This is a genomic window from Cnuella takakiae, from assembly GCF_001953305.1.
Classification (GTDB): domain Bacteria; phylum Bacteroidota; class Bacteroidia; order Chitinophagales; family Chitinophagaceae; genus Flavisolibacter; species Flavisolibacter takakiae.
Genome location: NZ_MTFE01000010.1, coordinates 825,354 through 848,883, shown reverse-complemented (window position 1 = coordinate 848,883; position 23,530 = coordinate 825,354). Strand labels below are relative to the sequence as shown.

The window sequence follows — 23,530 nt, the reverse complement described above, 5'->3', positions numbered from 1 at the left end:
ACTCCAAACTCCAAACTCCAAACTCCAAACTCCAAACTCCAAACCAGAAACAAAAAACCAAAAACCAAAACCCTCAAATCCTTTCCAACACATACACCCGCATCTCCCTCCTTAGCGCAAACCCCATACGCTGGTACAGGGCTACGGCGCGGGTATTCTCGGGATATACATGGAGGAAGGGAATACGTCCTGCGGTTTTTATCTGGCGCACCTGGCTTTGCAGCAGTAAACCTGCATACCCTTTTCCCAATGCTTCGGGGTGGGTACACACGGCGCTCACCTCGGTATAGGGATCGGGCTGCAGGCGCTGGCCGGTCATGGCCACCAGCTTTCCGTTTTCAAAAATGCCTTCATAGTTGCCAAAGTCGATGGTGCGCTGCAAAAAAGGGCCGGGCTTTGTAAGGGCCGTAAGCGCCAGCATTTCGGGAATATGCAACTCAGTCAGGGATTGTATTAGGCCCGAGGACGAAAGCGGCTGCAAAGGGCCCGTATGCGCCATTTGGAGCAGGTCGCGGTTGAGTTGTATACGCCAGCCTGCGGGAATGGTGAGGTGCCCGGTGGTAAACAGCACTACCACCTCACCCTCCGCGATCATGCCCTGCAGCTGCTCCAGTTCTGCAACACTGTTGTGGGGCATGCCGGCAAAAGCACCGGCATCGCGGCGGATGTACTGCGCCTGCCCGCTGCCGGAAGCCATATCCCTGTTACCGGTTTGCAGGGCATACCAGATGGGGTTATCGAGTACAGAAGGGGTAGTGGCCAGGCCGGACATCGGGTTAAGGTATTTTAGTGAGGCGCAAAGGTAAGGAGCTTACCCGCTCGGGGCAGGCCCATGCAAAGAGGTATGGGCTTTGTGCAAGAAACCCTTGCAGCGGGTCGGAAGTGCTGATGCGTAAGACAAAGCCTGACCCTGTTTCCTGGCATCCCAATTCCCATTAACAAAAATTAATAAAAAAGCAAGGTGCTAAGAATCAGCAGCTAAGCTGTCAACAAGCTTTTCCGTAAAAGCAAGGGCGGCGCCAATAGCTTCCTTTTGGACACATATTTGCCTAAAGCAGTACAGTTCTTTTTGAATCACCTAAAAACACAAACCATGAAAAAGTTTCTTGCAATTGTAGCCATCGCCATTACCGTGGCCAACTGTACTACACCCCAGCCTACTACTACGCCCAGTGGCTCCGACACCACATCGGCTTCAGGCACCATGGGTACGGGTACAACGGGCACAACTGACACTACCCGTCAAATGCCGTAAACAAACATACCCACCTGCTGTACTTCCCGGCAACCCACCCGGGCAGTACAGCCTGATGGTGTAAAAATTGAAGCAGGTAGGGCCAAATGTCCCGCATGAAAAGGCTTATCTGCTGCTTCCTCTCCCTGCTGCTGGTGCAACTGGCACTGGCGCAAACAACAACTTATCCGCACCCCGTTCGCTACCTGCAGCTCACCAACGAGCAGCTGCCGGCACGCATGGCCTATATGGATGTGCAACCCGCACAACCCAATGGCCGGTCTGTGCTCTTATTGCACGGCAAAAACTTCAATGGCTATTACTGGAAAGAGGTGATCGCTTCCCTGCAGGGTGCAGGCTTTCGCGTGGTGGTACCCGACCAGGTTGGTTGGGGATTTTCCGACAAGCCCAATATCCATTACAGTTTTCACCTGCTGGCCGACAATACCCGCAAACTGCTGGATAGTCTGGGCATTGCCAAAATCATAGTGGTAGGCCATTCCATGGGCGGCATGCTGGCCACCCGTTTTGCACTGATGTTTCCCGAGCGGGTGGAAAAACTGGTGTATGAAAATCCCATTGGCCTGGAAGATTACCGCAGTTTTGTTCCCTACACAGCTTTGGATAAACAATTTGCCAGCGAGCTCAATGCCTCGATGGAATCGCTGCGCAAATACCAGCAGAGTTATTACCCCCAGTGGCAACCCCAATACGACCAGTATGTGCAGGCACAGTATGCCGCATTGCAGATACCCAACTTCAAAGAAGCCAGCTGGGCCAGTGCGTTGGCTTCACAGATGATCTACGAACAGCCAGTGGTATATGAGTTTAAAAACATTACCGCTCCTACCCTCCTCATCATCGGGCAGGAAGACCGCACCATCGTAGGCAAAGCCTTGCTGTCAAAAGAAGTGGCCGCACAACACGGCAACTACCCGCAATTGGGAAAGTGGCTGCATAAAGAAATTAAGGGATCAAAGCTGGTGGAACTGAAAGGCATAGGGCATATACCGCATATACAGGCATTGGCGGATTTCAATAAGGCTTTGCTGGGCTTTTTGAATGCTCGCTAAAAATTGAACCACAGAGACAGGGAGTACACAGAGGAACACAGATTAAATACTGTGCAACTCTGTGTCGTTCCTGTCTCCGTGGTTCTAATAATTGTTGTAGCCTGTTTTTGTCTGCACAACCTTATGGCATCAACACCACCTTCACGCAATCCTCTTCTTTTTCCTTGAAGATTTTATACCCGTGTGCCACTTCACTCAGGGGCAGGCGGTGCGTGATGATATCATCCAGTTTCACTTTGCCTTCCTGCACGTATTGCAGCAGGGTATCAATGTGCTTATGTGCCGGTGCCTGTCCACCTTTGAGGATGATGCCTTTGTCGAAGAACTGCCCGATGGGGAAGTTGTCGTAGGTAGTAGGATACACACCCAGTACGGAAACAATGCCACCGCGGCGCACGGCACTCATACAGGCCTCCAGCACCTTGGGCGAGCCTTTCTCGAGGTTGATCACCGCCTTGGCACGGTCCAGCAGGTTGCGGTCGGGCTCGAAGCCCACAGCTTCCACCACCACGTCGGCACCACGACCCTGGGTCATGGCACGGATCTGTTCCACCACGTCCTTGGCGCCGCTTTCCCACAGGATGGTTTCGCAGTTGGCAGCGGCTTTGGCCTTGTCCAAACGGTACTGGAGCGTGTCCACAATCACCACCCTTGCCGCACCACGCAGCCAGGCACTTTTGGCAGCCATGATACCCACAGGCCCCGAGCCAAAGATGGCCACGGTTTCACCGCCTTTTACCTCGCCCCAGTCGATACCGCTGTAGCCTGTTGGAAAGATATCGGTGAGGAATAGTACCTGCTCATCGCTCAGGTTGTCGGGCACGATGCGGGGACCAAAGTCGGCATAAGGAACGCGAACGTATTCGGCCTGGCCGCCATCATAACCGCCATACAGGTCGGTATAGCCAAAGAGGGCGCCACCCTTTTGCGTGAGCAGCCCGCCTTCGGGACCGTAATGCTCGGGGTTGCTGTTTTCGCAGTGGCCGGGCAGGTGGTGGTTGCAAAAGAAACAGGTGCCACAGGCAATGGGAAACGGCACCACCACGCGGTCGCCGCGCTTGAGGTTGCCTACGCCCTTGCCTACTTCTTCAACAATGCCCATAAACTCGTGGCCCAGTACCATGGGGCGGGGCTGGGGCAAACCGCCCGAATAGATGTGGAGGTCGGAACCGCAAATAGCCGTTGCCGTTACCTTGAGGATGACATCGCGGTCGTCCTGGATTTTGGGATCATCAACCGTGTCGTAGGAAACATTCCGCGGACCATGGATGCGTGCTGCCTTCATGTACGTTGTTATTAAGGGTGAAAAAATAAGCGGGAGGATTAGCGGGCGGCCACATCCTGGAAAGGTCCACCCCAGAATGGTGGGAACCAACCCAAGTTGCGGCGCCGTTGCCGGTATTTTGTTTAAGGAAAAAGGGTATTTCTAAAGGGGAAAGATCAACCTGTTTCCTGCGGGTTTGAGATTCGATGTTGGAACGGAAAACATACAAAAGCGGTGCCGTGCCTTGTAGCTGCCAGGAGTAATGAACCACGGAGACAGGGAGAACAGGGAGGTGCACCGATTTCTTTTGACTTACCGCTACAGGTTTGCAAAAAAATATCGCAAAGGGCGCCAAGACAACGCAAAGGGCGCAAAGCTTTTCTCTGCGATCCTTTGCGACACCTCAGCGCCCTTTGCGATACATTCCCTTCCATCTAAAAACACCACGCACCCGCAACATCCACCCCGTCGTCCATCGTCCGTCGTCCGTCGTCTACCCTATCATCCATGGCCCATCGTCTACAACACTTCCTTCACCGCCAGCACCACGCTTGCCCTTCTTGCATCCACCTGCGGGTTGAAGCCTACGGTCATCAGGTAATCGCCTGAATACACCGCATCGGCAGGCAGAGAGGATTTTACACCGGGGTACAAATTGATCTCTTGCAGCTGGTAGCGTTTCCCGGCATCCAGTCCTTTCAGCCTTACCGGCGCCGTGCTGCCGCTGCGGTAGCGGTTGCTTACGAGGTAGCTGAACAGGATAGCATTTTGTTTTTTGTCATCCACGTACAGCACCGAAGCAAAATCACCCTCCCAGGGGCTTTGCAGCCGGTACTGGTCGCCGTGCCAGATCACATCGCTGTGCTGCTTGTAGGTAGCCACTGCCTGTTGTGCAAACTCGAGGTCTTTTTCCTTCAGCTCACTCACTACGATGTCGAAGCCCAGCTTGCCCATCATGGCCACATCGGTGCGGTACTTGAGGGGCTGCCTGCCCCAATCGGTAACGTGGTTGGAAGTGGCGATGGCGGGAAAGAAATAAGAATACTCCCACTGAATAAAAATGCGCTCCAGCGGGTCGGTATTGTCGCTGGGCCAGAACTCGGTGAAATACTGCAGGGCGGCATAATCTACCCGGCCGCCGCCGCCCGAGCACAACATCATGGGCACGGTGGGGTACTTGGCCCGGATCCTTTTCAGCACGTTGTACAGGCCGCGCACATAATCGATATAGAGGTGCGACTGCTTGCCCAGGTGCGCCGAGTAGGCATTGTAGATAACCGCGTTGCAATCCCACTTGATATAGGCCAGCTTTGGATTTTTGGTAAACAGGGTATCGAGCACGCCAAACACAAAGTCCTGCACTTTGGGATTGCTCAGGTCCAGCACCAGCTGGTTGCGGTACAGGTGTTCGGGGCGTTTGGGTTGTTTGATCACCCAGTCGGGGTGGGTTTCATACAAAGCGCTTTTGGGATTGACCATTTCAGGCTCCACCCAGATACCGAATTGCACATCGTTCTGCTGCGCCTCCTTTACCAGGTAACCAATGCCGCTGGGCAGCTTCTGGCGGTTTTCCTGCCAGTCGCCCAGGCCTGCATTATCGGCATTGCGGGGATACTTGTTGGCAAACCAGCCATCGTCGAGCAGGAAGAGGTCTACGCCCAGCTTTTTGGTGTCCTTGAGCAGGGCTGCCAGCTTTTGCTCGTTGAAGTTGAAAAAGGTGGCTTCCCAGTTGTTGAGCAGGGTCAGCCTTTCGCCCTTGCCATCAAGGATGCGGTAGTTGCGGGCCCAGCGGTGCAGGCGGCGGCTGGCCTCGCCCTTGCCTCTGTCGGAGTAGGTGTACAGGAAGGTAGGCGTGGTAAAAATTTCTCCGGCCTTCAGGCTGTACTCCGATGCATGGTTGTTCATGCCGGCAATCAGGCGCAGGTTGTTGAGCGGGTCCACTTCCAGATCCACCCGGAAATTGCCCGACCAGGCCACGGAGCCTACCAGCACCTTGCCTTCATCTTCCGATGCCGGCTTGTCGATGGACACCATGAAGGAAGGCGGCTGGTACAGGTGTGCCCTGGTACCCAGCTTGCTGTCCAGCACCTTGATGCCATGGGTCAGTTTGGCTTCCTCGGGCTGCATCTCCTGCGCCCAGTCGCCATGGTATTGTTTGAGGTAAAAATCATTGCCGGGAATATAGAGGTTGGCGGAAGCAAATTTTTGCAACAGCACATTGCCTTTTTCCTGGTGGCGGATGGCGGTCCATTGTTCCACCACGTCTTCGGCGATGTATCGTTTGTAGTACAGCGTTACTTCAAAAGGGTAAGCGGGATCTTTCAATAAGATGCTGGTAGTAGCGATATTGCTGCCTTCCTTCTGTTCGCTGTGCGATACATATTTCAGGTCGAGCGAAGTGTTGCCATCGGCATGGGTAACGGTGATGGCGGGCTCCACCAGGTTGCGCGAGCCCGATGGCGTGTATACCGAATTGATGATGCCGGAGTAGTCGTCGCCGCGGCGGTACATACGGGCCACATGGGCGTACTCACTGCTGTTCTGGAGCTTTGCGCCCAGGTAGGTCATCGACAGGTAGCCATCGGCATTTACCTGCAGGGCAAGGGCGTTGTGGGCGGTTTCAACGGGTATGGTCTTTTGCTGCGCCAAGGCGGGCAGGCTACAAACCAGGAGCAGCCACAACAAGTGGCTGCCCAGGCGGTAAGGGGAAGAAAGCATGCTTGGTTTTTCGTCGAAAGTAGGGGAAGCAGTCAACAATAGCTGCGCGTTTTTTAACCAATGCCCTTCATTTTTCTGCCAGCAAATAGGTGCGGTAGCGGCGCCCTGCCCAAGGTTCAGGCTTTACGGGAAAGGTGCGCCTGCTACCGGCTTTGTTTTTTTGTCAGAGCAAATAAAAGTCAGCCTGTTGCTTCCGGGGTTCAGGCACTTCTTCGTCAATTACCTGCTTCAGGTCGCGTTCGATGGTACCGCAGATAGCGGTCATGGGCGTGTCGGTAGGCTTGTTCTCAAAGGGATCCTGCAGGTGGATGGCCATCTTCTCGATCAGGAAGAATACGGAGGCAATGGCTACAATGGCGGGGATATACAATATGATCCCAAACACATCGATGAGGGCAAAGGGCAGCAGGATAAAAAAGATCACCAGTGCAAAATGAATGTACAGGCCATAGGTGGCCGGGAACACGGTATTCTTGATGCGTTCGCATTTACCCATGGCATCGCAAAGACGGGTAAGGGTCTGGTCGATGGCCACTTGCTGGTACTCGTTGATCCAGTTGTTCTCCAGCGCCTTTTGCAGGTCGTAGCCATGCAGCTCCAGCAGGGCCATAGGAATATTGGCATAGTTGCCGGCAAACTGCACCTCGCGCTTTACCAGGTAGGGCTCCAGGCCTGCGGTGGCATCCTGGTTGCGGAGGCTGCGGCTCAGGCTATAACACCAGGCGATCTGCCGCTTGATAAAACGCTGTTTGAAAAAGAACAGCTCGTCGCCTTCATAGGCCTCACGGCTCAGGGTTTTGACCTGTCGGGCCAGCGTACGACTGTCGTTGACGATGGCGCCCCAAACGGTGCGGGCTTCCCACCAGCGATCGTATGCCTGGTTGGAGCGGAAGGCCAGCAACAGGGAGATCACCGTACCCATGATCATGGGCACGGCAAGGGGTATGGAAATACGCCACAGGTGAAAGTGCTCGTACAGGGTGGCTACCAGGGTGGCAAAGATGGTAATGGCAATCAGTTCCACTTTGATCTTGCCCGCCACGTAGCGGATCGGTATGTTTCTTTTTAACAGCATTGCAAAGGTGCTCCATTGGTAAAGCGCAGGCAGGGCCTGCCGGTTAGGAATAATTGGCCACACGTGGTGTAGGTGGTGCCTGCTGCGGCTGCTCGGCTTCCAGTTCATCGTCGAGCAGGGCCGAGAGGATCTGGTAGTCGCTGAGTGCGCCGGCATGCAGCGGCAGGCGCAGTACCGGCACGGGGCAGTTGTTGAGCATGCCGGTAAGGTCGATGGAATTGGGCAAAGGCTTGCCGTACTGGTAATTTTCCAGCAGGTATACGGCTGCTATTTGGGCACTTTCAATGTGGTGGTGCAGCAGGCGGACGGTATTGCCGTACACAAAGCGGAGCACCATCTTTCCGATCACGGGTTTATAGCGGTGGCACAACAGCTCGAAGGCCTCCCGGAACCCTTCAGGCACCTCCCGGTAGGGCTTGTTTTCGCGGGCCCAGAGCAAACCGGAAATATCCATCGGCATCCCGATGAGGTGTACCACCTGGATACAGATTTTTTCGCCGCGGGCATCCCTTACAATGTTGTGGATGGGCCAGAGCGATTGCACAGTAAAATCGGTGGGCAGCATGATATGCTTCATAACGGAGATTTTGAAGCAAGCTGCAACAACGGTGTTAGAAGGGGGTAAAGAAGGGGTAAGAAAGAAATAAGAATGTGGTAAGAATCTGGTAAGAGCGGGATATCTAAGTTAAAGTCTGACCTTGTCAAGCCATTGCCCATGCAAGCGGAACTGCTGTTTAGCTATTGGACTTTTGATGCCTTATTGTGCCTTCAGCTTCCGGAAGATTGCCGGCATTGTTTCCGCATCAATTGCTTCCATATCCAACAGCCGCAGGGCTTTTACCATTTTCTGGGTGGTGGTTTTATACTTCAAAAAATGTGGTGTTTTCAAATGGGCTTCATATGCTGCCCGGTCGGCATAGATTTCCAGTATCCGCACCTGTGTGGGGCGGTCTTTCTGGTACATCGGGTAAATGGAAATGACACCCGGTTCCAGGCGCACCGATGCGGCGGCTTCCTCCTGCAGGATGCGCTTGTATGCATCCAGTGCACTGGAATCGATTTCTATTTCAGATACGCGGATCAACATGCTGTTCTTTTGCGCCGCAAGGGTACCAAAGCATAACAGGGACAACAGGAAAAGCAAACTATTCTTCATGTGTGCAATCATTGTTGTTGCATAACCGGCATGTCTTAACCAGTACCAGCCCTGGTAAGCTGCAGGAACGATAAAACAATCTTCAACGATAAATTGCAAGCTTGTATCGCTTACCATTTATCGTTGCATACCGTTCATACAATAGCAGCCTTAATGCATGCGCATACCACCTGCACGCCCCTGCTTTTTACCCGTTTGGTCCAGCGCTGCCCTAAGTCCTTTGGCCAGCTGCTCTGCCGGGCCAACACCCCAGTAATGGAGGAAAAAGATCCTGGGTTGTTCGTGCACCATATGGTTGTGCAAGGCCACTACCTCGATGCCGTTTTCAACCAGGGCTTTCAACACAGGCTCCACCTCGTTTTCCAGCATGGTGAAGTCGCCTGCCACCGCGGCCTTTTCGGGTGTTCCCTGGAAAGCAGCCCAGGTGTTGAAGCCTAAAAAGGTGGATACGGGAACCCCGTGCTCGGTGAGTTGTACATCGGGGCGGCCAATGGTATACTTGTAAACGCCCTTGCTCATTTCGGCAGTGTAGCCTAAAACCTGGTCCAGCCTTTTGGTGTCCAGCGTGTTTTGCACGTTTTCATTCGATGCGGTTCCCTTCATGGGATCGGCACCTCTTACTGCCTTCACTTTATCCAAAACAGCCCTTGCTTTTTGCGACATCGCTTCTGTAGTGCCCGAGCCGCCCATGTGCATGAAAATGATGTTCGGGTGGTTGCGTACAAAATGATTGTGGATGGCAGTGGAGGTCAATCCCTGCCGGATGATTTCCTGTTGCACAGGCCCCAAATCGGTTTCCGTCAGCACAATATCTCCCATGACCATCACCCCTTCCTTTGCAGGAGTAAAGGCAACCCAGGTACCCAGCCCCATGGGTGGGATGATTTTGAACCCGTCAACTTTTACATCCAGGTCGTTTTGGGGAATGGTGATCTTGTACTCGCCTTTGTTTGCTTTGCCTTTGACACCCATGATCCTTTCAATAACTGCGGTGTCAACGGCTGCCCCATTGTTGCCCGCCACGGGGTTATTATGGTTTGCCTGGGCATTTGCGGTGTACCCCATGATGCTGCACCCAAGGAAAACCAGGATGCGGGTCAGGGAGCTTTTTACGGGTACTATTTGTTTGCCGAACGGTTTCATATGGTGGTTTGTATGCTGAATGAAAATGGATAGGACCCCTACCTGGATTGTTCAAAAACCTTGCGGACAACCAGCATGGTAAATGCCGGTGGCGGGTGCAGGGGCAAGATAACAGTAATCCTTGTTTGTTCCATTTTCTTTCGGCCTCCGGGCTGCAACCCTGCCCCCGGTTCCCTGCCGGCTGCACTCGTTTGGAGTTTAGCTCTTTGGCTAGGTGGAAGCTGCCGCACGATGTCCACCTACTGCTGAAAGGGTATTTAAAATTTGCTCTCTGTTCGCCGTATCATCGATACTGCTGCCATGCGTTTGGACATGCTCTTCTTCCCGGGCTACAATGTATACGAACAATTGATCGGGCATCCCACCATCTCCCGCACACGCCATCTTTATGGAGAAGCGTTGTTCCATGAACGCTTTACAATTGTGCTGAAACAATGCATCGATGCAGGTAGGGCTAGTGGCAGAAGACAGAGGAATCACTAAGGCATTTATTTTGGGGACATGAACTGGATCTATTTAAAATTTGTTTTCATTTATCTCCACCATGATTTCCGCAAAAAGTCGGGCAGATTTTAGCCGGTCATTTATGTCGTACATCGTGGATACGGCCATCAATTCATCCACTCCTGTTTCTGCAAGAAATGCTTGAAGTTTTTTCTTGACAGTTTGCTTGCTGCCTACGAAAGAATACTTCAGCATTTGGTATACTGCAGGATGCTGAAACATTTCCTTTACCTCTTCCGTCATTGGGGTTGGTGGCTGCAACGGGTCTCTGGCTCCGGTTAACACACCCACGAACATTCTGATTAAGCTGGTGAATAATTGTTCGGCTTCTTCATCCGTATCTGCCACATAAACATTGACCCCGGCAATTGTATATGGATTGCTCAAAAACTCTGAGGGCTGAAATTCCTGCCTATAAATCTTCAACGCATGGTGCAAATAAGTTGAAGCAAAATGGCTTGCAAAAGCATAAGGCAATCCTTTCTGAGCTGCTAAATGCGCACTATCTGTGCTGGAGCCTAAAATATACAGTGGCACATCCGTTCCTTCCGCAATGGCTGCTCTCACATTTGAGCTTTTGTTCTCCATTGAAAAATACCGCTCAATTTTTTCTACTTCTTCAGGGAAGGCCTGCGCTGCCTTGTAAAAGTCGGACCGGATAGCATGGGCTGTTTGCTGGTCAGTACCCGGTGCACGTCCTAACCCTAAATCAATACGGCCTGGATACAAATGCGCCAGCGTCCCAAATTGTTCGGCAATGATCAAGGGCGAATGATTAGGCAGCATGATGCCACCTGAGCCAACTCTGATAGCCTGGGTGTTTTCTGCTACATAGCCAATAAGCAGGGAGGTTGCGCTGCTGCCAATATTGTCGGAGTTATGGTGTTCGGCAAACCAGATGCGTTTGTAGTTGTATTCTTCCGCTGCTTTGGCCAAGGCCAGTGAATGATGCAGGGTCTGTTGTATTGTTTCTCCTTGCGATACAATGGCCAGTTCTAAAATTGAATAGGCAATATTTTGTTGGTTCATACATTCAATATGATCGGTTCCGTTTAACTATCGTTCTTTTCCGATTTATAACGACCCTTTATTTATTCGTTGTCGTCAGTTTTACTTCAATATTGTTTCGGGTAGCATTGGAGTAAGGGCATACCTGGTGAGCCCGCCCGGTTAGGCGCTGTGCTTCTTCCGGGGTTACTTCCGGAATATTCACTGCCAGTTCTACTGCCAATCCAAATGCACCATTTTCTATAGCGCCAATGGATACTTTGGCAGTTACCGAAGTTTCGCCTGCCTTTACCTTTTCTTGCCGAATAACGTGATTCAAAGCACTGTCAAAACAAGCGGCGTAGCCGGCTGCAAACAGTTGTTCCGGGTTGGTGTAATCGTCATTAGCACCGCCCATGGCTTTAGGCGCTCTAACCTGTATATCCAAAACGCCATTGTCTGATTGTACATGGCCGTTTCTGCCGCCTGTTGCCGTAGCCGAAGCTGTATAGATTGCTTTCATTGTTACTTTTTTGAAATGTTTTTACTAGCAGGTACACTGGTGTAGCCTGCTGATTAAATTTTTCTAAATGCTGGCCTGGGCAACTCTAAATTGCCCCTAAGCGTATCCGATTCATATTCGGTTCGGAATATGCCGCGTTCCTGCAAAATAGGTACGACCAATTCGATCAAATCCTTGATACCATAGGGATGGTCCTGGCGGAGTATCAACATATCCATGGCGCCATGTTCGTGCCATTGCTGCACCTGATCTGCAACTTTTTCGGCGGAGCCGTAGAATTGGGGACGCGGGATGCTGTTTTTGGGAATGTACCTCAATAGTGCTAAATATTTCTCTTGTGCTTCCTGTTCCGTTTTGCCAACAATTGGATTTTGGGAGATGGACACGATAAAATCTTCCGGACGCCTGTTCTTTTCAATCAATCGCCGCCTTATTTCGTTCGCTATTAGCACAGCTTCCTGGAGCGTGCTGCCATGTGTAAATACACCATCTGTATACCTGGTTGCGTGATCAAATAAGGTAGGCGACGTACCTGCAGTGTACAGTACCGGCCGGCCTTGTACGGAACGGCTAATATTCAGGGGCCCATCTACTGAGAAGTATTCCCCTCTATAATCCACCGTATGCATTTTATAGGGATTCAGATATACGCCACTTTCCTTATCCCGGATAAATGCATCGTCCTCATAGGTATCCCACAATCCCAATAATATCTCCGAAAATTCTTTTTGCATTGGATTTTGGTCCTGCTTGCCTAAATGCCCACGGCTGAAATTGACCATGCCGCCCGGGTTTGAGGTAATAGCATTTAAAGAGGCCCTGCCCTTGCTTATTTTGTCCAGGGAAAGAATTTGCCTGGCAACGCTGTAAGGGTCCGCATACGAGGTTGAAACTGTAGCTGAAAGCCCAATGGTTTTTGTAACCATACTGAGGGCAGACATGATCGTGACACCCTCAAACATACTCAGGTAATGCGGGATATTCCCCGGGCCTACATGACTCACGTCGATCAAAAAGAGGGTATCAAATTTTGCCGCTTCAGCCAGTTTTGCCTGTTGTATATAAAAATTGATATTCTCACTGGAATCAGCCGGGATATCGGGGTGCTGCCAACCTACAAAATTCCATCCCGGACCCTCAATAATAGCTGCCAGCTTTAATTTTTTACGATCACTCATTGCTTGGATTTATTCTTGTGCAAAGCTCCGGCAAATTGCTTTCCTTTGTATAGTACTTTCCTGAAGGAAAGTGTTATTAAATACTTATGGCAGCTAAGACAAAGTGTCATCCATGTTTGGATACGGTGAAGCCGGTGCGGGATGCACTGGACGTAATTAATGGGAAATGGAAATTGCCGATTATCATTTCTGTGGGAATTGGCAATGAGCGCTTTACCGATATACAGGAAAGTATTCCCGGTATCACACCTAAGGTGTTGGCAAAGGAGTTGAAGGAGCTGGAGCAGCACAAACTGATCCGGCGAATTATAACAGACGGATATCCGGTTAAGGTTACCTACAAATCAGAACCTTATGCTGATACCCTGGGGCCAATTATCTATGCATTGAAGGACTGGGGACTGACCCATCGCAGGAAAATGTTCAATAAAGAGTAATGTGGTGGCTAAGTGCATGTTGCACGTTCACGCTTTTGTCGCCTGCATCACGCAGCAGCATCGGAACAAGGCCAGCTCTTTTATAAGATTAAATGCTAAATGCTGCATTAAGTTTTGCAAATGAGCCTGCTCGATGTGCCATTTAACTCAATTGCGTACAATCTTGAAAGCGAAAATCGGGTCATGTGTAAGTTGGAATACGGGCCTCCATACTGTCGATAACATCTCCGTGTATCTCGCATTCGGCAACTTGCCCAGGTCGACCGGAGCTTCCCAGCCAAACCAATTCAGTATCTCCTTCACTTTTTCTTTCGCATCTTCATGGTCCGAACAAACGAAGACATCATGCTTCTCTTTCAACAAAGAAGGCTCAACCATCAGGCTGTAATGCATCGTGTTTAAAGTTTTTACCACTTTGGTATCGGAAAACTTTTTTTGAATTTCTTCTCCGAGTGAGGTTGTATTGCTCAAAGATGGCACCAATGAGAGGTATTCGCCACGCACCAACGGGTTAGCAATATCTACCAGTACCTTTCCACTTAAATTTTCACTCCCTGCCATTTCCAAAGCATCCAAGGATACGGCGCCTCCTGTACAGTTGAAAATGATATCGCCAAAAGAAGCAGCATCTTTAAATGTACCCTGTGAAGCCAGTGCACCGTTTAGTTTTGACCACTCCTTTGCTTTTTCGTTGTTCGTAGAACGAGCGCCCATATTTACCTCGTGACCAAGCGTTACCAGTTTAGTGGCAATTGCACCTGCAACGTCTCCTGTTCCAATTATTCCAAATTTCATGTCGTGCTTATTAAAAGGTTTCGGTCTACTCGGTGTCCCGGCTGCCACACAATTCAAAAGGAGTAGACACTGGATGGGCTTCAGGAGGGTAACGACGGTTACCAGCTTGCTGTCAGTAGCGGCATTCTGTGTTCCGTTAGCTTGGTAAATTATTCAAATGTTGATTAAAGAACAATTGCTGAATGATTATTCTTCAGCCGGTATATTGGCAAGCTACTGTTAGCTGCTGTTTTTTTCTTCGGATAGTTTTGTCTCAAGTTTTAAAATGCGTTTGTCCCAGTTAGAATTCCAACCATCTTTTTTTGCATTTTGACAAAGCTGTAAAGCTGCAATACAATTATTTTCTTTTTCTAAAATGATCGCTAATTGCTCATAACCCTTATGACGTGGCAACAATCCAAACTCTTTTATAAATACAGATTTTGTTTTGGGAGCTAACTCAATTTGTTTTTGACAATACGTTTTCGCCAAATTATAATATTCAGTATTCAATTTTCGCTTTTTATAATAATGTTCAAGAAGAGCACCGTACAAAAAGTGAGTATCTAGTATAGGAATTTTCGGCGTAACAAGTTGTTCTGCTTTTAATAAAATTTTTTGTGAAATAGCTTCATCGGACAAATTCGTAAACCATGATTGAAGGCCGGTAAGAAAATTAACTACCGAAGCAGAAGCATTAAGTATCTGACCAGATGTTAAATCACCTCCTCCCATTGGAACATATTTTTGGGTTATGTAGGATCTTTCTTGAATTGTGAAATCAGAATTCCACCAATCAAGTAAACCATAGTATCCCAATGTGCCAAAGTGTGTTGGCTGCCCAGTAGTACATTCAATGTTTGAGGTCATAAAATTGCAGCTAACGTCTGCTATAAGAAATTACCAGCAGATAATTCTTTGCTCAATTTAAACCCAGGTTTTTGTTGTACAAACATTTGCAATTGCGTATTTCAATATCTGATACGCCAAAAACGCAACTCCTTACCAGTTCAATTTATCCAAAAGCCTTTGAACCGTTTCTATTTTGAGCTGGCTTACAGGAGTATACCACATGGTTGTTTTCAGATTATTGTGCCCTAAAAAAAGCCCCAACCAAGGGGCTGGGGCTTTTAATAATTAATGAAAAAGACACTTCAGTCATAGACTTGGATGAATGGCCTTGTTATTTCCAACCTCCGCCAAGGGCCCGGTAAATATGCACTTTGGCATTCAGCTGTTTGATCTTAGCCTCAACAAGTTCCATCTTGGACTCGAGCGCTTCCCTTTGCGTCAGCAACACTTCACTGTAATCGGCCCGGGCCGAATTGAACAGGTTATTGGCAATGTTTACCGACTGCATCAGCAACTCCACTTCCTGCCTTTTGGTATCATAGCTTTTGGATGCGTTCTCAATTTTTGACAGCTGATTCAATACATCTACATAAGCATTCAGGATGGTTTGTTCATATTTGAATACCGCCTGCACCTGTCGCGCAGTAGCTGTATTGTAGGCCGCTTTGATCGCATTCTTGTTGATAAGGGGCGCCATCAGGTCGCCGGCCAGGTTGTACAGGATGGAATGCGGGTTCAGCAAATAAGCCGCATTGAAAGCCTGGAAACCAACCCCTGCCGAAATACTAAGCGAGGGATAGAAGTTGGCCCTGGCCACCTGCACATCCAACCTGGAAGCAGCCAGTTCAAATTCGGCCTGCCTGATATCCGGGCGGTTCACCAGCAACTGGGCTGGTATGCCCGACTGGAAGGAGTCTACCCGGATGGTATTGAACGATGTGGAAGCCCTTGGTATTGGCTGGGGAAACCGCGCCGTCAGGTAATTGAGGCGGTTTTCCGTTTCCACAATCCTTTGCCTGATCTCGTATTGAACATTCTGGGTATGGAGCAGTTGCGCTTCAAAACGGTTGACGGCCAATTGTGTCACTCGTGACGATTCTTTTTGCAGCCGCACCACTTTAAGTACACCCGATTGAACCTCGATACTCTGTTGGATGATGGCCAACTGGTTGTCCAGGGCCATCAGTTCATAATAGGCTTCTGCAATGTCTGCAATCAGGTTGGTGACCATAAAGTTTCGGCCCTCCTGGCTTGCGAAGTACCTCGATATGGCTGCCTTTTTTGCGTTGTGCAGTTTTTTCCAGATATCCACTTCCCAGGATGCCGAAGCCCCCAGGTAGTAATCCTGCAAAGGCTCGGGGAAACGCGATCCTTCTTTTACCTGGAGTTGCTCTTCCAGCGCCCCAAACCTGGTATACCGGCCTGGTTTTTCAACGCCTGCCGCGGTGCCGATCTTTGCAAAGGGCAGGTATTCCCCCTTCCGGGCTCTTATTTCGTTGCTGCTTATGGCCAGTTCCTGGAGCGTAATATTGAGTTCCTGGTTATTCTTCAAAGCAGTATCAATCAGGGCCACCAGTTGGTTATCGGCAAAATAAGTCCGCCAGTTTATATCGGCTATATTGGCGCTGTCGGGTGCATTTTTAAACTGCCCGGGAACGGTACGGCTTTCCCTTTTGGTGGCATCCTGGATGGTAGTGCATCCCCAAAGCGACAGAAGAATGAGGAATAAGCCGGTGATTTTATTTAGTGATTTTTTGTTCATTGTTCATCCTTTTACGTTTAACTACTTGACGTACCAATCCCATTTTTTGAATCTTCTTGAACCAAAAAGCAGCAGGCTTTTTGGCAACAAAATCTTCGGTAAGCGGGTTTTCATCTTCCCCGTCGATCAACTTCCTGCCTTCGGACCAGGTACCGAAAATGTAATATAGCCCGGGTACAATGATGACACCGAACAGGGTTCCGAGCAGCATCCCCCCAAGAGCCGAAGCGCCAATGGTTTTGTTGCCTACCGCACCGGCGCCGGTAGCCCGCACCAGGGGTATCAACCCGGCCATAAAGGCAAAGGAGGTCATTAGAATAGGGCGGAAACGCGCCTTGGCACCTTCGATGGCAGCGGCCAGTACCGTAGTGCCCTTGTTGTGCATCTGAACGGCAAATTCAACGATCAGTACCGCGTTCTTACCCAGCAGGCCCACCAGCATGATCATGCCGATCTGGGCATAGATATCGTTGGCAAGGCCCATTATTTTCAGCAACAGGAAAGCGCCAAAAACACCCGCCGGCAACGAAAGCACCACCACCATCGGCAGCAGGAAACTTTCGTACTGCGAGGCCAGTACCAGGTACACAAAGATCAACACCACCAGCAGGATGTACACTGCCTCATTGCCCCGCCCGGCTTCGTCGTACGATAAACCTTCCCAGGCAATATCATACCCGTTGGGTAAGGTTTGATCCGCTACCTCCCTGATGGCCTTGATGGCGTCCCCCGTTGTATAGCTGGCGGCCGGAAGGCCCCTGATGGAAGAGGAGGTGTACAGGTTGTAACGGGTAATTTCGTTAGGTCCCTGGGTTTTGCGCAGCGTGGCAAACGTGGAATAGGGAACCATCTCATCGCGGTTGTTTTTCACATACAAATTCAGGATGTCCGATGGCAACTTCCTGTATTCAGGACTGGATTGCGTATAGACCTTATAGAATGTATTGAAACGGGTGAAACCCTGCTCGTAGGTACTACCGATCAGGATGTTGAGGTTTTCCATCGCCGTACCGATAGATACCCCTTTCTGCATAGCCTTTTCATTGTCGATTACTATTTCATACTGCGGGTAGTTGGCAGCATAAAAAGTAAAGAGGCCGGTCAGTTCCTTGCGTTTTTTCAGGGCATCCATAAACTCGGCGTTGACCTTGTCAAACTCCTGATAGTCGATGGTACTGTTTTTATCCAGCAACCGGAGCGAAAAGCCATCCGATGAACCATAACCTGGCACTGCCGGTGGTTCAAAAAACTCTACCACGGCTCCCAGGTCTTTCGACTTTTCTTCCAGTTCTGCTTCGATCTCTTTTACCGAATGTTTCCGGTGTTCCCAGTCCTTGAGGTTGATCAAACAGGTGCCCGCATTCGATCCGCGGCCTTCGGTCAGTATTTCATAACCTGCCAGGGAGGTCACCGATTCGATGCCGTCTATTTCTTCGGCTATTTTCTGGAGCTGCCTCGACACATCATTGGTACGTTCCAAAGTACTTCCCGGGGGTGTTTGTACAATGGCATAGATCTGTCCCTGGTCCTCGTTGGGAATAAAGCCCGAGGGCAGGGTCTGGTTCATTTTGAAAATGCCAAAACCAAAGGCTACCAGCAATCCCACTGTAATAAGCCTGCGGTTGGCAATCCGCTCCAGCAGGCCGGTATACTTCCCGGTAAGTTTTTCGAAGTTGCGGTTGAACCAATCGATGAACATGCGTACCGGTGTCCTCCTTTTGGGTTTACCATGATTGTTTTTCAGGATCATGGCGCAGAGCACTGGGGTTAAGGTAAGCGCTACTACACCCGACAGGATGATGGAGCTGGCCATGGTGATGGAAAACTGGCGGTAAAACACACCCACCGGCCCGGTCATAAAAGCAATGGGCACAAATACGGCGGTCATCACCAGGGTGATGGCGATTACGGCGCCGCTTATTTCGGTCAACACCTTTTTCACCGCCTTGATCGGCGACAGGTGTTCTTCCTCCATCTTGGCATGTACGGCTTCCACTACCACAATGGCATCATCCACCACCACACCAATGGCCAGTACCAGGGCAAAAAGGGTGATCAGGTTGATGGTTAAGCCAAATAGTTGCATGAACACAAAGGCGCCCACCAGCGATACCGGAACGGCAATAATGGGGATGAGGGTTGAACGCCAGTCGCCCAGGAAGATGAATACCACCAGCGCCACCAGGATAAAGGCTTCTATCAGGGTATGCATTACTTTTTCAATAGAAGCATCCACAAATTTGGATACGTCGTAGTTGATCTCGTAATTCATCCCCGAGGGGAAGTCTCTTTTTAGTTCTTCCAGCTTCGCTTTTGTTTTTTCAATTACTGCACTGGCATTGGTGCCTGAGTTTTGCTTCAACACAATAGAGGCCGAAGGGTTCCCGTCTTTGTTGGAATAGATGTCAAAAAACTCACTGCCCAATTCAACGTTGGCAACATCTTTCAACCGCAACAGTTCACCATCTGGATTGGCGCGGATGATGATGTTTTCATATTCTTCCGGTTTATTGAACCGTCCTTTGTACGTAAGGGTGAACTCAAGCGACTGTGCCGTTTTGCCGGAGGCTTGTCCCAATCGTCCCGGCCTGCCGATGATGCTTTGTTCCTCCATGGCTTTCATCACTTCTTCGGTAGCCACGTTGTAGGCCCGCATCCGGTCGGGTTTCAGCCATACCCGCATGGCAAAGGTGCGGCTTCCGAGTATCTGTGCACGCCCCATGCCGCTGATCCGCTGCAGTTCGGGAATGATGTGCACACTGGCATAGTTGTACAGGAACTTCTCATCCACCTTCTTGTCCGTGCTGAACAGGTTCACATACATCAGCATACTGGGCTGGATGGGTGTGATGATGATACCTTCCCGTTGCACCAGCGGCGGAAGGTTGTTCATGATGGCATCTACCCTGGTTTTTACATTCACCACGGCTGCACTGGGGTCGGTACCGGGTTCAAAAAGGATCTGGATTGTTGCCTCGCCGGCACTGGTGGCGTCCGAGGTAAGGTAAAGCATCCCCTGTACCCCGTTGATGGCGCGTTCCAGTGGGATGAGGGTAGATTCTACCAGTACATTGGCGCTGGCGCCAGGGTAAGCAATAAATATATTGACCCTCGGAGGGGCAATATCAGGAAACTGGGATACCGGTCTTGTTTTGATGGCCAGTATGCCAAGGAATACAATAGCCAGCGAAACGGCAATAGCAAGAACCGGCCGCTGTATGAATTTGCTAAACATGCTTTATGGTTTTAGGTTCTTGCATTTACTCTGCTTTCAGTTTTTGCAGTTCACGGATGATGGCATCAAAAGACTGCTGTTCATAGTGGATTGTATCGCCGTTTTTTACTTTGCGGATACCTTCCACCAGGATCTTATCGGTTGGCTGTACCCCTGAGGATACCACGTAGATATGCGGTATTTCCTGCTGGATGGAAATTTCGCGGGCAGCAACTTTGTTGGATGCGTCTACCACGTACACATACTTTTTGTCCAGGATTTCAAAAGTTGCTTTCTGCGGGATGAGCAGTGCATTTTTTAAGGGTGTAGGCATCAGGATATTGCCGGTTTCGCCGTGTCGCAGGATGCGGTAGGGGTTGGCAAAAGTGGCGCGGAAAGCAATGTTTCCCGTTTCGTTGTTGAAGTCTGCTTCAATGGTTTCAATGACGCCATCCTGGTCGTACAGGGCATTGTTGGCCAGTTGCAGCTTAACGCTGGCGTGCGGGTCGGTTTTCCGTTGGGCAGCATAGTTGAGGTACTCTGCTTCCGGAACGTTGAAATAAACCCATACTTTATTGTTGTCCGACAGGGTTGTCAGCAGTTCGCCTTCATCCAGCAGGCTGCCCAGGCGCACATCGTTGAACTTGCCGATGATGCCGTCAAAGGGTGCCCTGATCTGGGTAAACCCTAAATGGGCTTTTGAAAGGTCCAGGTCGGCCCTTGCTTTCTGCAGCTTGGCTTTGGCCATTGCCAGTTCGTTTTTCGACACAATCTGGCTGTCTGCAAGCGCCTTGGTGTTTTGAAACTCGATCTCGGCGGCGCTTAGCTCGGCCTGCGAAATCTTGGTTTCGGCCTGGTAAATGACCGGCATGATCTGGAACAACAACTGCCCTTTCTTAACGGGCTGCCCTTCGTCTACATAGATCTTTTCCAAATAACCTTTTTCAAGGGCCCTCAGTTCGATGTGCTGGATGGAATGGATTTGCGACACGTACTCCTGGTAAATAAGCGTGTCTTTTTGCTGGGGCGTTGTTACGATGAATTTGGTTGCTTCTTCTTGTTTGTGTTGTTCGTTTTGCTTGCAACCGGCTAAAAACAGCACGGCAAAGCAGAAGAGCAGAGAGGACGTCTTCATTACTGTTTGATTATTTGAACGGGATAGGGTATAAGAGCTGCCTTCCTAAGACTTGTTACGCCTTGGAACGCACGCAAAAAGCTGCCTGCTCAAATGCAGGAGCGCATTTGGAGAAGCCAAAAAGGAGTGAACTATCAATCATCAGGATAGGAAACGCTTCCAGCAGCAGTAAAGCATAAAAAGCGAGCGTGCTTTTCTAATCTGGACCTTGCGGTTTAGGGTTACAGATGCCGGCGCCGCAACAGGGAGCAGGTTGGAAACATAAAACCTGTTGGTGACCTCCCAATCATAATCAGCCTGGTCATCCTGGTCGTCCGGCTGATCCGAATTTTCATATTCGTTCGAATCGTCTGGATCTTCTGAATCCTCTGGCAAATTAGCCAGCAGGTGCTGTCCCTCAGGTAGGTCCTTATTTTGCGGGGGAGTTAGATGGCTGTATGCAAAACGGCTCAACGCGCTTTGCTCCTGGGCAGATACAGGATAAGCAAATAACTGAAAGCCCAATAACAACCCAATAATAAAAGGCAGACATGGCATTATTTGTTCCCAATGGAACTTATTGCTTTTTGATATTCTGCCTGTTGGTGTCATTTCAAGACGCAAATTTAAACGACTTTAAAAGGAGTATTGCAATTTCCTGTTAAAAAGTTATCCCTGCTTCAGGGAACCAAATGGGCGCAGGTGATCAAATACCAGATTGAATTAGGCAAAGTACACGGGCGGCTACATAACGCAAAACGGTTAATGATTTTACACTGTGCGGGCCTGTGTGATCCGTCAGCCAACCGAATGTAATAAAGGTACCCAGAGCGGCAAAGTCTGGCCTTTTTGCTTCAGCCTGCATTGCTGGAATCCGGTGTTAGGGTCTATTCTTCGGTTCTTGCTATGTCAGTTGTCTGCACACTTATAATGCAGTTGACACAATCCTTTTTCAAAATGCTTCGATGAAAGCAATACCAATTGTTGTTCTGGTCGTCCATCTTTGAAAAGCCTGGTTCCGTTGCCAACTAAAATCGGAATGATAGATATGATAAACTCGTCAATCAGCTTTTCCTTGAGCAGTTCATTTACAATTTCAGCACCGCCGTCGACAAAAATGTTGCTACCCGCTTCACTCTTGAGCCTAAAAATGAGATCCCGGAGACTTCCGGTGTAAAAACTTGTTCTTCCAACGCTTGGTTGCTCTGTTCTTGTAATGATATAAGATTCCTTGTCTGCATGCGGGAACTCTGAAACCTGGGTCATTACCCAATCGTAAGTTCTTCGACCCAGGATAACGGTGTCCACTGATGCTACAAAGTTTGCATACCCGTAATCTTCACCATCCTGTTCGACGATAGATAAAAAGCTCAGGTCATCGTTCGGCTTTGCTATGTATCCGTCCAGGCTAGTTGCTATGTAAAGTATTACTTTTCGTTCCATTATGGTATGCAATCAATTTTGGTATTGTATGATGGTTGCAACAGGATCATCAATGTTCAATGCATTGCCGGAGGTGGGACAATAGCGCATTGGCAGCTTGGCTAAGATACGAAAGCTAAATAGAAAAGACCTGTTTAAGTCCATGTTCATCCGCCCTGTTAGCGCCCAAGCACAACCGGCAGCAATGAGACTTAAAAAGACCTCAGAGGCCTGAAAAGGCTTGTTTTGGGGCATTTTCAAGCTATGGTGCTGTATATAGCCGGAGACATGCGATCAGGCCTGAAATACGCAAAAACAAAAGGACCGCTTTTGCAGGCAGTCCTTCACTCAATATTTTGTTTGTTGGCTAGTTTGCGCCATAGCCACCCATGTTAGGTGCCGTGCTTCCGTCCGCCGGAAAGATTTTGCGAGATGGTAAGGATTTTGGTCCTACCGTGTTTCTGAAGTTCAAGGAGGTCCTTGTCACCTGTCAGGAGGTGTGTGGCTTTGCCGTCCTGAGCTAGGGATAGCAGGAAATTATCCTTTGGGTCCCTGCAGGCGTCAACTTCAGAGGTTACGTCAACGAATTGGGCTTTCCTGCTTATGCTTTCAAGTAGTTGCTGTAGGTCCTCAATGCAAGTAGTTGCTGTAGGTCCTCAATGGCGAAATAGCGCTTAAACTTAGGTCTTCTTGCAACCTCGATGAACTCATCGAGCAGTTCCCGGCTGAAAAGAAGAACGATATGCTCGCCGAAGAGAATAGGGTCGAATTTGGCAAAACCTTTTGTGAGTAGCAGACTTACCCACAAGTTTGTGTCTATGACCAGCCTATGCTTTGTTCTTGGCATAGCGTTTTGCTCTTACTGCTTCTACTTCCTTGGTGATTTCCTCCAGAGAGGGCGGTGCAGCTGCTGCTTTCTTTCGTAGGCGGCTCACGACAGTTTGGAAGCCGTTCTCGGGCTGTTCTGAGATGGAAATAAGCTTCAGGTCTGCCAGGTCCTGGAGCAATTTAGCCGCTTTTGGGTTGAGGATGTTTACTTGAAAGGTCTGCATAGCTTCGAAGTTACGGAAACTGGCCAACAGGAGTAAAAGCATGGCAGC

The 23,530-nt window shown here is 49.7% G+C and carries 24 protein-coding genes; 3 read left to right on the top strand and 21 right to left on the bottom strand.

From position 1 onward, the window contains the following. Nucleotides 1–73: 73 nt before the first annotated feature. Nucleotides 74–772, bottom strand: coding sequence for a GNAT family N-acetyltransferase (locus BUE76_RS04015; protein WP_073044875.1), 699 nt, complete (start codon nt 770–772; stop codon nt 74–76). Between the two features lie 321 nt (nt 773–1,093). On the opposite strand from BUE76_RS04015, the gene BUE76_RS24415 reads away from it, so the two are divergent. Both BUE76_RS24415 and BUE76_RS04010 read left to right on the top strand, forming a co-directional pair. Then, nucleotides 1,094–1,255: a hypothetical protein gene (locus tag BUE76_RS24415; RefSeq protein ID WP_158069922.1), complete on the top strand. Its 162-nt coding sequence runs from the start codon at nt 1,094–1,096 to the stop codon at nt 1,253–1,255. 95 nt (nt 1,256–1,350) lie between these two features. After that, entirely contained in the window at nt 1,351–2,307 is a 957-nt protein-coding gene (locus tag BUE76_RS04010; protein ID WP_073044873.1) for an alpha/beta fold hydrolase, read from the top strand. Between the two features lie 121 nt (nt 2,308–2,428). Here the strand turns inward: BUE76_RS04010 and BUE76_RS04005 are convergent, their stop codons facing one another. The 10 genes from BUE76_RS04005 to BUE76_RS03960 form a co-directional block, all read right to left on the bottom strand. Further along, a complete protein-coding gene (locus tag BUE76_RS04005; protein WP_073044871.1) occupies nt 2,429–3,592 on the bottom strand; it encodes a zinc-dependent alcohol dehydrogenase in 1,164 nt (387 codons plus the stop codon). Nucleotides 3,593–4,090: 498 nt separating this feature from the next. Beyond that, a complete protein-coding gene (locus BUE76_RS04000) occupies nt 4,091–6,289 on the bottom strand; it encodes an alpha-galactosidase (protein ID WP_073044869.1) in 2,199 nt (732 codons plus the stop codon). A 163-nt stretch (nt 6,290–6,452) separates the two neighbouring features. Beyond that, nucleotides 6,453–7,427 carry a bestrophin family protein gene (locus BUE76_RS03995; protein ID WP_245798381.1) on the bottom strand — a complete coding sequence of 325 codons (975 nt, stop codon included), beginning with the start codon at nt 7,425–7,427 and terminating at the stop codon, nt 6,453–6,455. Then, nucleotides 7,408–7,941: a hypothetical protein gene (locus BUE76_RS03990; RefSeq protein ID WP_073044867.1), complete on the bottom strand. Its 534-nt coding sequence runs from the start codon at nt 7,939–7,941 to the stop codon at nt 7,408–7,410. Before BUE76_RS03990 ends, BUE76_RS03995 begins: the two co-directional genes overlap by 20 nt. 180 nt (nt 7,942–8,121) lie before the next feature. Continuing rightward, entirely contained in the window at nt 8,122–8,520 is a 399-nt protein-coding gene (locus BUE76_RS03985) for a putative quinol monooxygenase (protein WP_073045151.1), read from the bottom strand. A 150-nt stretch (nt 8,521–8,670) separates the two neighbouring features. Beyond that, complete coding sequence (locus tag BUE76_RS03980) at nt 8,671–9,663, bottom strand: DUF1259 domain-containing protein (RefSeq protein ID WP_073044865.1); 993 nt, start codon at nt 9,661–9,663, stop codon at nt 8,671–8,673. Nucleotides 9,664–9,873: 210 nt separating this feature from the next. Continuing rightward, nucleotides 9,874–10,071: a hypothetical protein gene (locus tag BUE76_RS03975; RefSeq protein ID WP_073044863.1), complete on the bottom strand. Its 198-nt coding sequence runs from the start codon at nt 10,069–10,071 to the stop codon at nt 9,874–9,876. A gap of 108 nt (nt 10,072–10,179) precedes the next feature. Continuing rightward, nucleotides 10,180–11,196, bottom strand: coding sequence for an LLM class flavin-dependent oxidoreductase (locus BUE76_RS03970; protein WP_073044861.1), 1,017 nt, complete (start codon nt 11,194–11,196; stop codon nt 10,180–10,182). Nucleotides 11,197–11,254: 58 nt separating this feature from the next. Continuing rightward, on the bottom strand, nt 11,255–11,677 hold the full coding sequence (locus tag BUE76_RS03965) for an organic hydroperoxide resistance protein (RefSeq protein ID WP_073044859.1): 423 nt from the start codon (nt 11,675–11,677) through the stop codon (nt 11,255–11,257). Between the two features lie 53 nt (nt 11,678–11,730). Next, a complete protein-coding gene (locus tag BUE76_RS03960) occupies nt 11,731–12,855 on the bottom strand; it encodes an LLM class flavin-dependent oxidoreductase (RefSeq protein ID WP_073044857.1) in 1,125 nt (374 codons plus the stop codon). Between the two features lie 86 nt (nt 12,856–12,941). Between BUE76_RS03960 and BUE76_RS03955 the strand changes: the two genes are divergently transcribed. After that, nucleotides 12,942–13,292, top strand: coding sequence for a winged helix-turn-helix transcriptional regulator (locus BUE76_RS03955; RefSeq protein WP_073044855.1), 351 nt, complete (start codon nt 12,942–12,944; stop codon nt 13,290–13,292). Between the two features lie 147 nt (nt 13,293–13,439). Here BUE76_RS03955 and BUE76_RS03950 read toward each other — a convergent pair whose 3' ends face one another. The 10 genes from BUE76_RS03950 to BUE76_RS03905 form a co-directional block, all read right to left on the bottom strand. Beyond that, nucleotides 13,440–14,087 (bottom strand): NADPH-dependent F420 reductase, encoded by a 648-nt coding sequence (locus tag BUE76_RS03950; RefSeq protein WP_073044854.1) that lies wholly within the window; start codon nt 14,085–14,087, stop codon nt 13,440–13,442. 219 nt (nt 14,088–14,306) lie between these two features. Continuing rightward, a complete protein-coding gene (locus BUE76_RS03945; RefSeq protein ID WP_143157356.1) occupies nt 14,307–14,936 on the bottom strand; it encodes a hypothetical protein in 630 nt (209 codons plus the stop codon). A 313-nt stretch (nt 14,937–15,249) separates the two neighbouring features. Further along, on the bottom strand, nt 15,250–16,680 hold the full coding sequence (locus BUE76_RS03940) for a TolC family protein (RefSeq protein ID WP_073044850.1): 1,431 nt from the start codon (nt 16,678–16,680) through the stop codon (nt 15,250–15,252). After that, the gene (locus BUE76_RS03935) at nt 16,658–19,915 is read right to left on the bottom strand and encodes an efflux RND transporter permease subunit (RefSeq protein WP_083596591.1); all 3,258 of its coding nucleotides are present in this window, start codon (nt 19,913–19,915) and stop codon (nt 16,658–16,660) included. The genes BUE76_RS03940 and BUE76_RS03935 overlap by 23 nt, the downstream gene beginning before the upstream one ends. A 25-nt stretch (nt 19,916–19,940) precedes the next feature. After that, entirely contained in the window at nt 19,941–21,029 is a 1,089-nt protein-coding gene (locus tag BUE76_RS03930) for an efflux RND transporter periplasmic adaptor subunit (protein ID WP_073044848.1), read from the bottom strand. A 141-nt stretch (nt 21,030–21,170) separates the two neighbouring features. Then, nucleotides 21,171–21,620 (bottom strand): hypothetical protein, encoded by a 450-nt coding sequence (locus BUE76_RS03925; protein WP_143157355.1) that lies wholly within the window; start codon nt 21,618–21,620, stop codon nt 21,171–21,173. Between the two features lie 297 nt (nt 21,621–21,917). After that, complete coding sequence (locus tag BUE76_RS03920) at nt 21,918–22,451, bottom strand: dihydrofolate reductase family protein (RefSeq protein ID WP_073044844.1); 534 nt, start codon at nt 22,449–22,451, stop codon at nt 21,918–21,920. 371 nt (nt 22,452–22,822) lie between these two features. Further along, a complete protein-coding gene (locus tag BUE76_RS25435) occupies nt 22,823–23,065 on the bottom strand; it encodes a putative toxin-antitoxin system toxin component, PIN family (RefSeq protein ID WP_083596607.1) in 243 nt (80 codons plus the stop codon). Further along, a complete protein-coding gene (locus BUE76_RS25430) occupies nt 23,032–23,277 on the bottom strand; it encodes a putative toxin-antitoxin system toxin component, PIN family (protein ID WP_083596590.1) in 246 nt (81 codons plus the stop codon). The genes BUE76_RS25435 and BUE76_RS25430 overlap by 34 nt, the downstream gene beginning before the upstream one ends. After that, a partial coding sequence (locus BUE76_RS03905; RefSeq protein WP_216820619.1) for a hypothetical protein occupies nt 23,258–23,530 on the bottom strand: 273 nt, incomplete at its 5' end. The genes BUE76_RS25430 and BUE76_RS03905, both read right to left, overlap by 20 nt.

What these genes read in the sequence shown, in the direction of transcription:
- BUE76_RS03980 (WP_073044865.1), bottom strand. Translation starts at nt 9,663, where the DNA reads ATGAAACCGTTCGGCAAACAAATAGTACCCGTAAAAAGCTCCCTGACC.
- BUE76_RS03965 (WP_073044859.1), bottom strand. Translation starts at nt 11,677, where the DNA reads ATGAAAGCAATCTATACAGCTTCGGCTACGGCAACAGGCGGCAGAAAC.
- BUE76_RS03990 (WP_073044867.1), bottom strand. Translation starts at nt 7,941, where the DNA reads ATGAAGCATATCATGCTGCCCACCGATTTTACTGTGCAATCGCTCTGG.
- BUE76_RS03945 (WP_143157356.1), bottom strand. Translation starts at nt 14,936, where the DNA reads ATGACCTCAAACATTGAATGTACTACTGGGCAGCCAACACACTTTGGC.
- BUE76_RS03960 (WP_073044857.1), bottom strand. Translation starts at nt 12,855, where the DNA reads ATGAGTGATCGTAAAAAATTAAAGCTGGCAGCTATTATTGAGGGTCCG.
- BUE76_RS04015 (WP_073044875.1), bottom strand. Translation starts at nt 772, where the DNA reads ATGTCCGGCCTGGCCACTACCCCTTCTGTACTCGATAACCCCATCTGG.
- BUE76_RS03940 (WP_073044850.1), bottom strand. Translation starts at nt 16,680, where the DNA reads ATGAACAAAAAATCACTAAATAAAATCACCGGCTTATTCCTCATTCTT.
- BUE76_RS24415 (WP_158069922.1), top strand. Translation starts at nt 1,094, where the DNA reads ATGAAAAAGTTTCTTGCAATTGTAGCCATCGCCATTACCGTGGCCAAC.
- BUE76_RS04010 (WP_073044873.1), top strand. Translation starts at nt 1,351, where the DNA reads ATGAAAAGGCTTATCTGCTGCTTCCTCTCCCTGCTGCTGGTGCAACTG.
- BUE76_RS03935 (WP_083596591.1), bottom strand. Translation starts at nt 19,915, where the DNA reads ATGTTTAGCAAATTCATACAGCGGCCGGTTCTTGCTATTGCCGTTTCG.
- BUE76_RS03950 (WP_073044854.1), bottom strand. Translation starts at nt 14,087, where the DNA reads ATGAAATTTGGAATAATTGGAACAGGAGACGTTGCAGGTGCAATTGCC.
- BUE76_RS03985 (WP_073045151.1), bottom strand. Translation starts at nt 8,520, where the DNA reads ATGAAGAATAGTTTGCTTTTCCTGTTGTCCCTGTTATGCTTTGGTACC.
- BUE76_RS25430 (WP_083596590.1), bottom strand. Translation starts at nt 23,277, where the DNA reads ATGCCAAGAACAAAGCATAGGCTGGTCATAGACACAAACTTGTGGGTA.
- BUE76_RS03955 (WP_073044855.1), top strand. Translation starts at nt 12,942, where the DNA reads ATGGCAGCTAAGACAAAGTGTCATCCATGTTTGGATACGGTGAAGCCG.
- BUE76_RS03930 (WP_073044848.1), bottom strand. Translation starts at nt 21,029, where the DNA reads ATGAAGACGTCCTCTCTGCTCTTCTGCTTTGCCGTGCTGTTTTTAGCC.
- BUE76_RS03970 (WP_073044861.1), bottom strand. Translation starts at nt 11,196, where the DNA reads ATGAACCAACAAAATATTGCCTATTCAATTTTAGAACTGGCCATTGTA.
- BUE76_RS03975 (WP_073044863.1), bottom strand. Translation starts at nt 10,071, where the DNA reads ATGGAACAACGCTTCTCCATAAAGATGGCGTGTGCGGGAGATGGTGGG.
- BUE76_RS04005 (WP_073044871.1), bottom strand. Translation starts at nt 3,592, where the DNA reads ATGAAGGCAGCACGCATCCATGGTCCGCGGAATGTTTCCTACGACACG.
- BUE76_RS03920 (WP_073044844.1), bottom strand. Translation starts at nt 22,451, where the DNA reads ATGGAACGAAAAGTAATACTTTACATAGCAACTAGCCTGGACGGATAC.
- BUE76_RS03925 (WP_143157355.1), bottom strand. Translation starts at nt 21,620, where the DNA reads ATGACACCAACAGGCAGAATATCAAAAAGCAATAAGTTCCATTGGGAA.
- BUE76_RS04000 (WP_073044869.1), bottom strand. Translation starts at nt 6,289, where the DNA reads ATGCTTTCTTCCCCTTACCGCCTGGGCAGCCACTTGTTGTGGCTGCTC.